The organism is Micromonospora sp. NPDC005174, assembly GCF_040608495.1.
Lineage (GTDB): Bacteria > Actinomycetota > Actinomycetes > Mycobacteriales > Micromonosporaceae > Micromonospora.
Genome location: NZ_JBEXIJ010000003.1, coordinates 306,086 through 320,304 on the forward strand (window position 1 = coordinate 306,086; position 14,219 = coordinate 320,304).

Sequence of the window (14,219 nt, forward strand, 5' to 3'; positions counted from 1 at the left end):
CGAGGCCGTCGACGCAGCAGCCGCAGCAGCCGCACGCTCAGTCACGGCCGTTCCCCCCCGTCTCGCTGTCCACCGGGCCGGCCTCGCCGGGCGCTGGCGCGGCCGCCGCCGCCGGCACGGTGCCCCGGGGCCCGCGCGCCGGTGTGTTGGAGAGCGTGGCGTCCAGCCGGTCCAGGTTCTTGCTCGCGGTCGAGGCGAGCTGCCACGGCACGCTGACCACCATCACCCCCGGCTCGAAGAGCAGCCGGCCCTTGAGGCGCAGCGCGCTCTGGTTGTGCAGCAGGTTCTCCCACCAGCGCCCCACCACGTACTCGGGGATGAAGACGGTGACCACGTCGCGCGGCGACGTACGGCGGGTGGAGGCGACGAAGTCCAGGATCGGCCGGGTGATCTCCCGGTACGGCGAGTCGACAACCGTGAGCGGGATCGCCATCTCCCGCCGCTCCCAGTCGGCCTGTAGGTCGCGGGTGTCCTTCTCGTCCACGTTGACGGTCACCGCGGTCAGCGTGTCCGGGCGGGTTGCCCGGGCGTACGCGATGGCCCGCAGCGTCGGCTGGTGCAGCTTGCTGACCAGCACGATCGCGTGGTTGCGCGCGGGCAGCACGGCCCGGCTCTCGGCCGGCGGGGTCAGCTCGGCGGCGACCTGGTCGTAGTGCCGGCGGATGGCCAGCATCAGCACGTAGATCACCGCCATCGCGGCGATGGCGATCCACGCGCCGAGCAGGAACTTGGTGATCAGGACGATCACCAGCACCGTGCCGGTCAGCGCCATGCCGAACGTGTTGATGGCCCGGGAGCGGTGCATCCGCTTGCGGGCCTCCGGATCGCGCTCGGTGCGCAGCCGCCGGTTCCAGTGCCGGATCATGCCAGCCTGGGAGACGGTGAACGAGACGAACACCCCGACGATGTAGAGCTGGATGAGCCGGGTCACCTCGGCCTGGAACCCGACGATCAACACGATCGCGAAGAGGGCGAGGAAGGTGATGCCGTTGGAGAAGGCCAGCCGGTCGCCCCGGGTGTGGAACTGGCGGGGCAGGTAGCGGTCCTGGGCGAGGATCGAGCCCAGCACCGGGAAGCCGTTGAACGCGGTGTTCGCCGCCAGGAAGAGGATGAGCGCGGTCATCCCGGCCACCACGTAGAGCAGGAACGAGCCGGCGCCGAAGACCGTCTCGCCGAGCTGGGTGGTGACCGTCTTCTGCACGTACCCGTCGGGGCCGGAGACGATCTGCAGGGCCGGGTCCTCGACGAACTGCAGGTGCGTCAGCCGGGCCAGCCAGATGATCCCGACGAGCAGGCTCACCGCGATCGCGCCCAGCAGCAGCAGCGTGGTGGCGGCGTTGCGGCTCTTCGGCGCCTTGAACGCGGGTACACCGTTGGAGATCGCCTCCACGCCGGTGAGCGCGGCGGCGCCTGAGCTGAACGTGCGCAGCAGCAGGAAGACCAGCGCGAAGCCGGTCACGCTGTGCTCGGCCTGGATGACCAGGTCGGCGCTGGGCGCACGGAGGTCGTCACCCAGGACGAAGACGCGGAACAGACCGGTGAGCAGCATTCCGCCCATGACGATCACGAAGCCGTAGGTGGGGATGGCGAACGCGGTGCCCGACTCGCGCAGCCCGCGCAGGTTGACCGCCGTCAGCAGGACCACTGCGACGACCGCGATCATGACCTTGTGGGTGGCCACGAACGGGACCACCGAGCCGAGGTTGGCCACGCCGGAGGAGACCGACACGGCCACCGTGAGCACGTAGTCGACCAGCAGGGCGCTGGCCACCCCGACGCCGAACTTCGGGCCGAGGTTGACCGTGGCCACCTCGTAGTCGCCGCCGCCGGAGGGGTAGGCGTGCACGTTCTGCCGGTAGCTGGCGACCACCGTGAGCATCACCACGACGACCGCGAAGGCGATCCACGGGGAGAACAGGAACGCCGACGCCCCGGCGATGGACAGGGTCAGCAGGATCTCGTCAGGCGCGTACGCGACGCTGGACAGCGCGTCGGAGGCGAAAACGGGCAGCGCGATGCGCTTCGGCAGGAGGGTGTGCTGCAGGCGGTCGGACCGGAACGGTCGACCGAGGAGCAGGCGCTTCAGCAGCGAGGTGGGACTGGCCACGAACGCCAAGAGTACGACCACCACGGTGAGAACGCGGGGGTGGGCGATCACGGCGTCTCGCGGCGGCGGGGTACGGTCGGTCCCCGCTCGCGATCGGGACGTGGCAGGCTCGCACTCGAAGCCACCGGCAGCGGGATGGTACGCACCTTGGGAGGGACAGCGTGCACGTCGTGATCATGGGTTGTGGGCGGGTCGGATCGACCCTCGCCCACAGCCTGGAGTCCCGGGGGCACTCGGTGGCGGTGATCGACCAGGACGCCGACGCCTTCCGCCGGCTCGGCCCCGACTTCGCCGGGATCACGGTGACCGGGGCGGGCTTCGACGGCGAGGTGCTGCGCCAGGCCGGCATCGAGCGGGCGGACGCCTTCGCGGCCGTCTCCAGCGGCGACAACTCCAACATCATCTCGGCGCGACTGGCCCGGGAGACCTTCGGCGTGTCCCGGGTGGCCGCCCGGATCTACGACCAGCGCCGGGCGCAGGTCTACGAGCGTCTCGGCATCCCCACCGTGGCGACGGTGCGGTGGACGGCCGACCGCATGCTGCGGCACCTCGTGCCCGAGGGCAACGTGGAGATCTTCCGCGACCCGACCAGCACCGTGTCGATCGTCGAGGTCCCCGTGCACAAGGAGTGGATCGGCCGTCCGGTGCGTGTGCTGGAGGAGGCGTCGGGTGCGCGGGTGGCCTATCTGATCCGCTTCGGCATCGGCACGCTGCCCACCGCGTCCACCCTCGTGCAGGAGGGTGACCAGGTGTTCATGCTGGTCAGCGACGACATCGTGGCGACGGTCACGGCGGTGGCGGCGACGCCGCCGGAAGGAGGGCACTGAGCCATGCGGATCGCCATCGCGGGCGCCGGCAACGTGGGTCGCTCGATCGCCCAGGAGCTGATCGAGAACGGCCACCAGGTGATGCTGATCGAGCGTCAACCGAAGATGCTCCGACCGGACCGGGTGCCCGCCGCCGAGTGGGTGCTGGCCGACGCGTGCGAGGTCGCCAGCCTGGAGGAGGCCAACGTCGCCGGCTGCGACGTGGTGGTCGCGGCCACCGGCGACGACAAGACCAACCTGGTGCTGTCGCTGCTGGCCAAGACCGAGTTCGCGGTGCCCCGCGTGGTCGCCCGGGTCAACCGGGCGGAGAACGAGTGGCTCTTCACCGAGCAGTGGGGCGTCGACGTCGCGGTGAGCAAGCCCCGGGTGATGGCCGCCCTGGTCGAGGAGGCGGTCACCGTCGGCGACCTGGTCCGGCTGATGACCTTCCGGCAGGGCGAGGCCAACCTCGTCGAGATCACCCTCCCGCCGACTGCCCCGTACGTCGGTCAGCCACTGCACGCCGTGCCGCTGCCCCGCGACTCCGCCCTGGTGGCGATCCTGCGCGGCAAGCGTGTCCTGGTGCCCAGCCCGGACGACCCGATCGAGGCCGGCGACGAGTTGATCTTCGTGTGCACCGCCGAGGTGGAGGACCAGGTCCGGGCTGTCATCCTCGGCCCGGACAGCGTCGAGCGGACCCGCGGCTCGCGCTGAGAGGGCCGGTACGCCCGGCGCGGACTCTCAGGCGCCGGGCAGCGGGGTGGGTTGCGGCTCCCGGGTGACCCGGCGCACCGTCCAGACGGTGATGAGCAGCAGCAGCGCGTATGGCGGATAGCCCAGGGCCAGCCGGGCCACGCCCAGCGCCGTGTCCTGGTGGGCCAGGTAGAGCCCGGCCTGTACGCCCACCTTGGCGAGCCACACCACGCCCCAGAGCACGGTCAGCCGGGTGAAGACGCGTACCAGCTTCGGGTCGGCCCGCCACTCGGAGCGACCCTTGGCGACCAGCACCGACCAGATCCACCCGACGAGGGGCTGCCGGACGACCGCCGAGATCAGCAGCGCGATGCCGTAGCCGATGCCGTAGAGGATGCCGGGCAGGTAGAAGTCCCGCTCGTCACCGGTGCGCCACGCGATGGCGGCGCCGATGCCGACGCCGAACAGCCCGTTGACCGCGTGCCGGACCGGCCGGCGCTGGGCCAGCCGCAACCCGGCGATCACCAGCGCGACGGCCACCGAGGCGATCACGGCGGGCCGCAGGTCACCGATGATGTTGGCGAGTACGAAGACGACCACCGGGATGCTGGACTCGACCAACCCGCGCCAACCGCCGAGCTGGTCGGCCATCTGCTCGGCGATCGTCGGCAGCGCCTCGTCGTCCTCCGGGCCCGTCTCCGGCTGTGCCGCCCGGTGCTGTCCCGTCGTCATGGCCGGCCTTCCGTCTGCGGCGCCGTCACTTCGGCGAGTCCAGCTCGTAGTACGGGTTGTAGATGACCTTGCGGTCGTCGCGCACCGCCACCCGGCCACGCGCGGTCAGGTGCCGCCCCGGCTCGATACCGGAGATGTGCCGCCGACCCAGCCAGACCAGGGTGACGACATCGCTGCCGTCGTAGAGGTCGGCCTCCAGCGTGGGCAGGTTGGTGCGGGGCGTGTAGACGACGGTGCGCAGCCGACCGGCGACCGAGACCAGCTGGCCCCGGGAGCACTGCTGGGCCAGGACTCCGCCGCACTCGGCGCTCTCCTGGCGCAGCTCCTGCGCGTCGATCTCGGCCTCGCTGGCGGTGAACCGTTGCAGGATGCGCCGCAGCGACACCTTGCTCTCGTCGGTCGTCATGACCTCCGCGTCACCCTCTCCACGCTCGCCGGCTCGCGCCGGGACCGGCCCAGCTCCGGCGACGCCGGAACCGTCCCGCCAGCGTACGCCGACAGGGCCGGTTCCGGCGCTCCGGTGCGCGGTCGGTCAGACCTGGCGGGTCTCGGAGTCGGCGGACGCGTCCCCGGCCTGGTCGGCGATCTCCCGGGGCAGGCGCAGCGGCAGCGGCTCACGGACCGGCTTCGCCTCCTGGCCACGGTCGACCACCAGGCCTTCCAGGCACTCGGTGAGCGGGACCGAGCTGGCCGGATCGATGGCCACCGGGCCCTGGAAGACGCCACGGACCATCCAGCGCGGCCCGTCGACGCCGACGAACCGCAGGTTGGTCGGGCCGTCCGGGGTCCGCACCTGGGCGTGCAGCTCCGGGCCGTACTCGCCGTCGACCTCCTGGGCGGAGGCGCCGTCGTTCACCAGCGACTGCCGGATCTCCTCGCGCACCTCGTCCCAGATGCCCTCGGAGCGGGGGGCCGCGAAGACGCCGAGCTGCAACGCGTTGTCCCCGTGCACCAGCACGACCTGCTGGACCACGCCCTGCGGGTCGGCCTGCACCCGCACCTCCACCTCGGCGACCGCCGGGATGTGCAGGCTGCCCAGGTCGAGGCGCTGCACCTCGTCGTCGACCTCGGAGATGTCGTACGGCCCACGCACCAGCGCCGGCGCCGCCGCGCCCTCGCCGAGGACATCGGTGGCCCGCTCGTCGCGGGTGTGCCGTCCGGCATCGGCCCGCTTTCGGGAGAAGATCACTGCGCCCACCCTCCGCTGTTCACAATCACCCTGCCATCTCTTCCGTCTGCCCGCGGCCCGGCTCGTCCGGTCGCTGGTCGGCCCACTCCTGGCCGACCGGCGACGGCACCAGCTGAGCGTGCCCGCCGGTCGAGCCGTGCCCGCCGGTCCCGCGCGCGGACCCGGGCAGTTCGGCCACCGGCTCGAACCGCGCCCGCGCCACCCGCTGGACCACGAGCTGGGCGATCCGGTCGCCGCGGGAGATCTTCGCGGGCGTTTCCCGATCATGGTTGATCAGGTTGACCATGATCTCACCCCGATAGCCGGCGTCGACCGTACCGGGCGCGTTGAGCACCGTCACGCCGAGCCTGGCCGCCAGGCCGGACCGGGGGTGGACCAGGCCCACGTACCCGTCCGGCAGGGCGACGGCGACGCCGGTGGGCACCAGGGCCCGGCCGCCGGGTGGCAGCTCCACGTCCGCGGCGGCCACCAGGTCGGCCCCGGCATCGCCAGGATGGGCGTACGTGGGCAGCGGCAGCTCGGTGTCGAGCAGCCGTACGGGCACGGGTACGACGTCGGTCACGGGTCCCCTCTTCGGTCCGGTTGTCTCCGGTGACCCTGCCATCCTGCCGGTTGGCCGGCCCGCCGTGCGCCGTACCCTCGCAGGAGTGAGCATGTCGCCCTCCCCGTCTGCCGATCGGCCGCCGGTCCCGGCCCGTCCGGCGTACGCCGAACGGCTGGACCTGCCCTGGTGGCTGTGGCTGACCGGGCTGGTCGCCGCCGCGCTGCTGGCCGTCGAGATCTGGATGGGCGGCCCCGGCGCCCGCGCCTGGCTGCCCTTCGTGGTGCTGCTCCCGGTCACCGCCGTCGGGCTGTGGTGGCTGGGTCGGATCCGGGTGGCGGTCGTCGACGGCGAGCTGCGGGTGGACGACGCCCGGCTGCCGGCGCGCTTCGTGGCCGACGTGGTCCCGTTGGACTCGTCCGGCCGCCGCGAGGTGCTCGGGGTCGGCGCGGACCCGCTCGCCTTCGTGGTGCAGCGACCCTGGGTCGGCGGCGCCGTGCAGGTCGTGCTCGACGACCCGGCCGACCCCACGCCGTTCTGGGTGGTGAGCAGCAGGCATCCGGTCGAGCTGGCCGAGGCGGTGCTGACCGCGCGGGACGCCGCCCGACCCACCGACCGTACGGCCGGCGAGCCGGGCTGACCGACGCCGGAGGTCCGCCTCAGGTGCCCGTCGGCGGGCCGGGCAGGGCTGTCGGTGGCGCCGGGCGGGCGATGCCGCGACGGCGCAGGTCCGTCTGGAGCTGGTCGGCCATCTGCCGGGTGGCCCGACGGTTGAGGAAGCTGGCCACCGCCGCGCCGGTGAGGAACGGTCCGAGGGTGGTGAGGTTGCGCCCGAGACGGCGCAGCAGCATGTCCCGCATCTCCTTGCGGGCGGCGGTGCCGAGCACCGCGCCGACGCCCACGCCGGGCACCATCGGGTTGACGCCGCGCTGAGTGGCCCAGGCATGCACCAGGGCCGCCGCCCGCTGGCCACCGGTGTCGGGCAGCGCCACGCCGTGGATCTCGTGCAGCTCGCCGATCAGCTTCAGCTCCACCGCCACGACGGCGACGGTCTCGGCGGCGAGCAGCACGGGCGCGGTGAGCAGGGTGGGCGTGACCGCCCACTCGACGGCGGCGACTCCCCCGCCGGCCGCGCCGATCCCGGCCGTGGTGCGGGAGGCGTTGCGGATCAGTCGCTCGGCCAGGGCGGCGTCGTCCAGGCCGGGGAAGTGTCGGCGCAGCGTGGCCAGGTCCCGCACCGGCACGTGCGGAGCTATCTCGGCCACCGTGTCGACCATCCAGCGCACGGCGGCACGGGGCTTGAACAGGTCGGAGATGCCCCGGCTGCGGGCCTGGGACACCATCCGGGTGAGCAGTTGGCGTCGCCGGGCCGGCGCGATGTCGTCCTCGGTCAACGCCGCGACGGTAGCGCCGAGGTCGTCCGCGCCGCCGTCGGTGGTGTCGCCTCGATCGCTCATGGGTGGAACCTCCCGGTGCTGTGGTTTACCCGCTACGAGTCAAGCAGGTACCCACCGGCGTCGCACGCCTACACCGGTAGCGGCGGCCCCGATCAGGAGGCCGCCGCCGGTGTCGCGAGTGTCAGACGCACTCTCGGCAGATCAGCTCGCCGTTGCGCTCGACCGCCAGCTGGCTGCGATGGTGGACCAGGAAGCAGCGGGCGCACCGGAACTCGTCCTGCTGCATCGGTAGCACCTTGACAGTGAGCTCCTCGTCGGCCAGGTCGGCACCGGGCAGCTCGAAGCTCTCGGCGACCTCGGCCTCGTCGACGTCCACCGCGCCCGACTGTGAGTCGACGCGTCGGGCCTTGAGCTCTTCCAGGCTGTCCTCGCCGAGGTCGACCTCGTCGCGACGCGGGGCGTCGTAGTCGGTGGCCATCGGATGTCACTCTCCCATATCGATGTTGTCGCTTCCGGTTGTAACGCCGGACGACGCTGTTTCGGTTCCGCTGGCCGGCAACCACTTGTGTCGGGCACCCGACCCGCGGGACCGTACGGGTCGGGACCGCTGGGGCCACTCCCCTGCGAGCGCGGAACCTTACCCCCCCTTGGGCGAGGCATGTATACCGCCCTTGCGGCTGAGATGTACGCCCCCGCACGCGAAGTTGTTCCCAATGTGATTCAGGCGACACGAAGATAGGGGTAGTAGTACCCGGTTCCCGGTCGGCGCGCCGGCATGTCGGACTGTTTCCACGCGACGGCCGGACAACCGTTAACCTCAGCGGCGTATTCGACGGCCGGCGGTCAGTGCGATCGTTGGCGGCCGCCACCACCCACCTGAAGTCCCGGGAGCGCCCAGATGAGTTTTGCGCGAGTGCGAGCACTCGTCGTCGTCGGCCTGCTGGGGGTCCTGGCGCTGGCGTTCGTGATCACCGCGATCGTCCGTGACACCCAGGGCGAGGCCGGCGCCGCGGGCGGCTGCCCGGACGGTTGGCCGCTGGCCGACGTCACCCTGCACGAACCCAAGGACGTCAAGATCAACGTGTTGAACGCGACCGACGAGCCGGGCCGGGCGGGCGCTGTCGCCGACGACTTCCGCAACCGCAAGTTCCAGGTCAAGAAGGTCGGCAACGCACCCAAGGGCATCGACGACGTCGCCGTGCTGAAGTTCGGCCCGAAGGGCGTCAGCTCCGCCCACCTGCTGAAGGCGTACTTCCTCAACAACGCCGAGCCGGTCTACGACGAGAAGCGGACCGACGACACCGTGGACGTCGTGCTGGGCAACGGCTTCCAGCAGCTCGCCACCACCACCGAGGTCAACCAGTCCCTCGGTGACCTGGGCCCGCCGGTCGCGCCAGCCGGCTCCTGCCCGTCCCCCGCCGCCAAGAAGTGACGGCCTGACCGGCGGCTCCTGCCCTGCGGGGTCAGGGGCCGCCGGAGGCGTCCAGGGCGGCCAGCCGGTCGTGCAGCCCGGCGAAGAGGGCCGGTGGGGCCGCGATGACCAGGTCCGGACCGGCCGGGCGACCGGCCAGGCCGGCGACCCGCGCGCCCGCCTCGGCGGCGACCAGCCCGCCGGCGGCCTGGTCCCAGGCCGACAGCCCCTTCTCGAAGTACGCGTCCAGTCGCCCCTCCGCCACCATGCAGAGGTCCAGGGCGGCGGCCCCGAGGCGGCGGATGTCGCGTACCGACGCGATCAGCCCGGCCACCACCGACGCCTGGTGGGCTCGCCGGCCGGCGTCATAGCCGAAGCCGGTGCCGACCAGCGCCTGCCCCAGGTCGGTCTCCCCGGAACAGCGCAGCCGGACGCCGTCGCGCCACGCCCCGCCACCGGCCGTGGCGGTCCACTCCTCACCGGTGTGCACGTTGCGCACCACGCCGGCGACCACCACCCCGTCCACCTCGGCGGCCAGCGACACCGCGCTGTACGGCAACCCGTAGAGGTAGTTCACGGTGCCGTCGATCGGGTCGACGATCCATCGCACGCCGCCCGGCGCCACCGGACCGGTGTCGCTGGTGCCGTACTCCTCGCCCAGGACGGCGTCCCCTGGTCGGAGCCGGCGCAGCGCGTCGAGGACCTGCCGCTCGACGGCCCGGTCCGCGGCCGTGACCACGTCGGTGACCGTGCTCTTGGTCGCTGCCACCGAGACGCCCTCGACCCGCATCCGGTACGCGGTCGCCGCGGCGTCCCGCGCCACCTCGATCGCGATCGACAACAATTCCCGCGAAGGCGGTGCCGAACGGTCCATTCCAGGGTCCCCTTCCCGCACGACCGAGGCGTTGCGGGCCATGCGCGAGTATCATCCTTACAAAGTCCACATCTACGTCGAATCGGCGGTCCCGCCGCCGTTACGCCGTGCGGCGCAGGATGATCGCCGCAGACGGCGTTACAATTCACCCCTGCCCACGCGCCACGGGCCGCCGAGACACCGGCCGGCCCGGGACACGGGGGTTCCTCAACCACATCGCCCGGCCCGGCTGCCCCACGCCATGCCGGACGACCCGGCCGTGCCCGCTCTTCGCCTCCGGAAGGTCATTCGTGACAGAACCCCGCCAGCCCGGCGCCGACGTTCGCTCGCTCACCGACACCCTGATCGCCCACGCGCAGAGCGCTGGCGGTCAGCTCACGTCGGCTCAGCTCGCGCGCACCGTCGAGACCGCCGAGGTGACTCCGGCCCAGGCCAAGAAGATCCTGCGGGCGCTCTCCGAGGCGGGAGTGACCGTGGTGGTGGACGGCTCGGCGAGCACCCGCCGCCGGGTCGCCGCGGCTCGCTCGACGACCCCCGCGTCCCGAGCCACCACCGCCAAGACGACCAAGAAGGCCGCCGCTCCCGCCCCGAAGCAGGCGCCCGCCTCCGACGACGCGCCGTCGACGCCGGCTCCCCGCAAGGTGGCCGCCCGCAAGGCCGCCGGCAGCACCGCCGAGGTCGCCGCCGCCGCGGCCACCCCGGCCAAGGCGACGAAGTCCACCCGCGCGACCAAGGCGACGGTCGCCGCGGCGGCCGGCGCCAAGTCGGTCAAGGCCGGCGGCAAGGCCAAGGGTGAGGGCGAGGCCGCCGACGGCGAGATCGACCCGGAGGAACTCGCCGCCACCATCGAGGACGTGGTGGTGGAGGAGCCGGCCGAGCTGGCCCAGGCCGCCGAGACGGACGCCGCCGCGTCGGCCACCGACAACGACTTCGAGTGGGACGACGAGGAGTCCGAGGCCCTCAAGCAGGCCCGGCGCGACGCCGAGCTGACGGCCTCCGCCGACTCCGTCCGGGCGTACCTGAAGCAGATCGGCAAGGTCCCGCTGCTCAACGCCGAGCAGGAGGTGGAGCTGGCCAAGCGGATCGAGGCCGGGCTCTACGCCGCCGAGCAGCTGCGCGCGGCCGACGAGAGCGAGGACAAGCTCGCCCGGGAGATGGTCCGCGACCTGGGCTGGATCTCCCGCGACGGCGAGCGCGCCAAGAACCACCTGCTCGAGGCGAACCTCCGTCTCGTCGTGTCCCTGGCCAAGCGGTACACCGGGCGCGGCATGGCCTTCCTCGACCTGATCCAGGAGGGCAACCTCGGCCTCATCCGGGCGGTCGAGAAGTTCGACTACACCAAGGGCTACAAGTTCTCCACGTACGCCACCTGGTGGATCCGGCAGGCCATCACCCGCGCCATGGCCGACCAGGCCCGCACCATCCGCATCCCGGTGCACATGGTGGAGGTCATCAACAAGCTCGGCCGCATACAGCGTGAGCTGCTCCAGGACCTGGGCCGCGAGCCCACTCCCGAGGAGCTGGCCAAGGAGATGGACATCACACCCGAGAAGGTGCTGGAGATCCAGCAGTACGCTCGGGAGCCCATCTCGCTGGACCAGACCATCGGTGACGAGGGTGACAGCCAGCTCGGTGACTTCATCGAGGACTCCGAGGCTGTTGTCGCCGTCGACGCCGTCTCGTTCTCGCTCCTGCAGGACCAGCTCCAGCAGGTGCTGCAGACGCTCTCCGAGCGGGAGGCGGGCGTCGTACGCCTGCGCTTCGGCCTGACCGACGGTCAGCCGCGGACGCTGGACGAGATCGGTCAGGTCTACGGGGTGACCCGGGAGCGGATCCGCCAGATCGAGTCCAAGACGATGTCGAAGCTGCGGCACCCGTCGCGGTCACAGGTTCTCCGGGATTACCTGGACTGAGCCTGTTTCGTCAACCGAGCGTGTCGTTTTGACCACCTGGTGTGCAACGCCAGATGGTGATCGTCCGGATGCACGAATGTGATCGTTGACGTGGCACCCTGGGTTCACGGCACACTGTCCCTGCCAGGTGTGACCTCGGTCCCCCGCGGGCACACAGGGAAGGCAAGGCCCAGCACGGGTGTTGCACGATAGGTGAGCAACGACCGAAGAGATTGTTCATCGGTGACGACCAGAGGAGGAAGGCGATGACCCCGACCCTCACGCCGCCGCCCGAGACGGTGGCTCCCCCAGCCGCCGATGAACGGTGCGACCGCTGCAATGCTGCCGGCAAGCTCCGGATCACTCTCTCGGGTGGGAGCGAGTTGGTGTTCTGTGGGCACCACGCGAACAAGTACGCGGAGGATCTCGTGAAGATCACCGTTCGGTTCGCGACGGACCCCGAGTTCAGCTGGCGTGGCGCCGATCTGATGGCGAACTAAGTCCGCAAACCGACATAGCCGACCGGAGGTACCCCACGGGGTGCCTCCGGTCGGCTTTTTCCTGCCCGGCCTGCGCCGCGCCCACCTGCCCTCGGAGGGGCCGGCAAGATCCGCGCATCTTCGGGGATGTCGCTGCCTCCCCGTGCTCCGGAAGCAGCAACATCCCCGAAGTTGTGCGGATCTCCAACCCGCCGCCCCCAAGATCTCCCGGGGGCCCTGGGGCGCGTGGGGCTAGAGGGTCTGGATGGTGGCGATGCGTTCCTCGAGCTGCTCGATGGTGGCCTGGGCGCTCGGCGGTCCGCCACAGAGCCGGCGCAGCTCGGCGTGGATCTTGCCGTGCGGTTGGCCGGAGCGGTGGTGCCGGGCGGCCACCAGAGCGTTGAGTTGGCGCCGGAGCGCCACACGGCGCTGGGCGGCGCTCATGGGTACCGGCGGCGCTGCCGAGGGCGCAGCGGCCGGCTGAGCGGCCCGCTCGGCGGTACGGCGCCGCTGGGCGGCGAGTTGGTCGGCCTGCCGCTTGGTGAGCAGTAGGGAAACCTGGTCGGCGGTGAGCAGACCGGGCAGTCCGAGGTATTCCTCCTCCTCGGGGGTGCCGGCCTGGGCGGCGGTCCCGAAGGATGCGCCGTCGAAGATCACCTGATCCAGTTCGGCGGTGGCGGAGAGGGCGGCGAAGCGCTTCTCCAACTCCCCGCTGGCCTGCTCGTCGCGCTGCGCGCGTTCCAGCAGGTCGTCGTCGAGGCCGTCGGAGTCCTTGGGTTTGCCCAGGACGTGGTCCCGCTCGTTCTCCATCTCGCTGGCCAGCCCGAGCAGGTGGGGCACGCTGGGCAGGAAGACCGAGGCGGTCTCGCCGGGGCGGCGGGCCCGCACGAACCGGCCGATCGCCTGGGCGAAGTAGAGCGGCGTGCTGGCGCTGGTGGCGTAGACACCCACCGCCAGTCGGGGGATGTCGACGCCCTCGGACACCATCCGCACCGCGACCAGCCACCGCTGGTCGGACGCCCCGAACGTCGCAATCCGCGCGGACGCGCCCTGGTCGTCGGAGAGGACCACGGCGGCCTTCTCACCGGTCACCTGCTCGATCAGCTTGGCGTACGAGCGGGCGGTCTGCTGGTCGGTGGCGATGATCAGACCACCGGCGTCGGGCATCCCGGCGTTGCGCAGCACGGTGAGACGGGCGTCGGCGGCGCGCAGCACCTGCGGCATCCAGTCCCCCGCCGGGTCCAGGGCGGTACGCCACGCCTGCGCCACCAGATCCTGGGTCATCGGCTCGCCGAGGCGTGCCGCCAACTCGTCCCCCGCGTTGGTGCGCCACCGGGTCTCCCCCGAGTACGCCAGGAAGAGCACCGGCCGGACGACCCCGTCGCGGAGCGCGTCGGCGTAGCCGTACACCGAGTCGGCGTGGGAGCGCAGCAGCCCGTCACCGCCCCGCTCGTAGCTGACGAACGGGATCGGGTTGTCGTCGGAGCGGAACGGCGTCCCGGTGAGCATCAGCCGTCGTACGGCCGGCTCGAAGGCCGCCTTGACCCCGTCACCCCAGGTACGGGAGTCGCCGGCGTGGTGGATCTCGTCGAGGATGACCAGGGTGCGACGGATCATGGTGCGTCGACGGTGCACCTGCGGCGCCATGCCCACCTGGGCGTACGTGATCACCGCACCGTGGAAGTCGGCGGCCGAGTGCACGTCGGCGTTGCGGAACGCGGCGTCGAGCTGGATGCCCACCCGGGCCGCGGCCTCGGCCCACTGGGTCTTCAGGTGCTCGGTCGGCGCGACAACGGTGACCGCCTCGATGGTCCCGTCGGCGAGCAGTTCGGCCGCGATGCGCAGGGCGAAGGTGGTCTTGCCGGCGCCCGGCGTGGCGACCGCGGTGAAGTCGTCGGTACGTCGGCGCAGGTACTCCACCAGGGCTTTGCGCTGCCACGCACGCAGTGCCGGGAACGTCTCGAGCACCGGCGTCCGGGCTGCCACGCGAAAGCTCCTCTCCGACCGCACGACGGCGGACACCGGGCGAGGGCCACGAGTACCGCCGCCCATGAAAACGCCCTCGCGCAGAAGCTGCCGCGAAGGCCGACTCAGCATA

General features: G+C 71.8%; 15 protein-coding genes. 6 read left to right on the forward strand and 9 right to left on the reverse strand.

The genetic code is table 11. The features are described from left to right. Positions 1-37 precede the first annotated feature (37 nt). A complete protein-coding gene (locus ABZU91_RS05975; RefSeq protein ID WP_355234552.1) occupies positions 38-2,107 on the reverse strand; it encodes an APC family permease in 2,070 nt (689 codons plus the stop codon). Between the two features lie 161 nt (positions 2,108-2,268). Here ABZU91_RS05975 and ABZU91_RS05980 point away from each other — a divergent pair, with 161 nt between their 5' ends. Beyond that, entirely contained in the window at positions 2,269-2,934 is a 666-nt protein-coding gene (locus tag ABZU91_RS05980; RefSeq protein WP_355234555.1) for a TrkA family potassium uptake protein, read from the forward strand. 3 nt (positions 2,935-2,937) lie between these two features. Next, positions 2,938-3,627: a TrkA family potassium uptake protein gene (locus tag ABZU91_RS05985; RefSeq protein WP_355234558.1), complete on the forward strand. Its 690-nt coding sequence runs from the start codon at positions 2,938-2,940 to the stop codon at positions 3,625-3,627. A 27-nt stretch (positions 3,628-3,654) separates the two neighbouring features. Here ABZU91_RS05985 and ABZU91_RS05990 read toward each other — a convergent pair whose 3' ends face one another. From ABZU91_RS05990 to dut, 4 genes are all read right to left on the reverse strand, one after another. Then, positions 3,655-4,338 carry a DUF3159 domain-containing protein gene (locus ABZU91_RS05990; RefSeq protein ID WP_355234561.1) on the reverse strand — a complete coding sequence of 228 codons (684 nt, stop codon included), beginning with the start codon at positions 4,336-4,338 and terminating at the stop codon, positions 3,655-3,657. 25 nt (positions 4,339-4,363) lie between these two features. Continuing rightward, positions 4,364-4,744 (reverse strand): OB-fold nucleic acid binding domain-containing protein, encoded by a 381-nt coding sequence (locus ABZU91_RS05995; RefSeq protein ID WP_355234564.1) that lies wholly within the window; start codon positions 4,742-4,744, stop codon positions 4,364-4,366. Between the two features lie 126 nt (positions 4,745-4,870). Next, positions 4,871-5,527, reverse strand: coding sequence for a DUF3710 domain-containing protein (locus ABZU91_RS06000; RefSeq protein WP_355234567.1), 657 nt, complete (start codon positions 5,525-5,527; stop codon positions 4,871-4,873). A gap of 25 nt (positions 5,528-5,552) precedes the next feature. Then, on the reverse strand, positions 5,553-6,089 hold the full coding sequence (gene dut, locus ABZU91_RS06005) for a dUTP diphosphatase (protein WP_355234570.1): 537 nt from the start codon (positions 6,087-6,089) through the stop codon (positions 5,553-5,555). A gap of 91 nt (positions 6,090-6,180) precedes the next feature. On the opposite strand from dut, the gene ABZU91_RS06010 reads away from it, so the two are divergent. After that, complete coding sequence (locus ABZU91_RS06010; protein WP_355234573.1) at positions 6,181-6,708, forward strand: DUF3093 domain-containing protein; 528 nt, start codon at positions 6,181-6,183, stop codon at positions 6,706-6,708. Positions 6,709-6,727: 19 nt separating this feature from the next. Here ABZU91_RS06010 and ABZU91_RS06015 read toward each other — a convergent pair whose 3' ends face one another. After that, positions 6,728-7,525 (reverse strand): hypothetical protein, encoded by a 798-nt coding sequence (locus tag ABZU91_RS06015; protein ID WP_355234576.1) that lies wholly within the window; start codon positions 7,523-7,525, stop codon positions 6,728-6,730. A 121-nt stretch (positions 7,526-7,646) separates the two neighbouring features. After that, entirely contained in the window at positions 7,647-7,943 is a 297-nt protein-coding gene (locus ABZU91_RS06020; protein WP_007075406.1) for a DUF4193 domain-containing protein, read from the reverse strand. A gap of 435 nt (positions 7,944-8,378) precedes the next feature. On the opposite strand from ABZU91_RS06020, the gene ABZU91_RS06025 reads away from it, so the two are divergent. Then, on the forward strand, positions 8,379-8,897 hold the full coding sequence (locus ABZU91_RS06025; protein ID WP_355234815.1) for a LytR C-terminal domain-containing protein: 519 nt from the start codon (positions 8,379-8,381) through the stop codon (positions 8,895-8,897). A 31-nt stretch (positions 8,898-8,928) separates the two neighbouring features. Here ABZU91_RS06025 and ABZU91_RS06030 read toward each other — a convergent pair whose 3' ends face one another. Next, positions 8,929-9,750, reverse strand: coding sequence for an inositol monophosphatase family protein (locus ABZU91_RS06030; protein WP_355234818.1), 822 nt, complete (start codon positions 9,748-9,750; stop codon positions 8,929-8,931). Between the two features lie 290 nt (positions 9,751-10,040). Between ABZU91_RS06030 and ABZU91_RS06035 the strand changes: the two genes are divergently transcribed. Next, entirely contained in the window at positions 10,041-11,663 is a 1,623-nt protein-coding gene (locus tag ABZU91_RS06035; RefSeq protein WP_355234579.1) for an RNA polymerase sigma factor, read from the forward strand. A gap of 245 nt (positions 11,664-11,908) precedes the next feature. Then, entirely contained in the window at positions 11,909-12,142 is a 234-nt protein-coding gene (locus ABZU91_RS06040; RefSeq protein WP_355234582.1) for a hypothetical protein, read from the forward strand. A gap of 231 nt (positions 12,143-12,373) precedes the next feature. Here the strand turns inward: ABZU91_RS06040 and ABZU91_RS06045 are convergent, their stop codons facing one another. Beyond that, entirely contained in the window at positions 12,374-14,107 is a 1,734-nt protein-coding gene (locus tag ABZU91_RS06045) for a DEAD/DEAH box helicase (protein ID WP_355234585.1), read from the reverse strand. Positions 14,108-14,219: the final 112 nt, after the last annotated feature.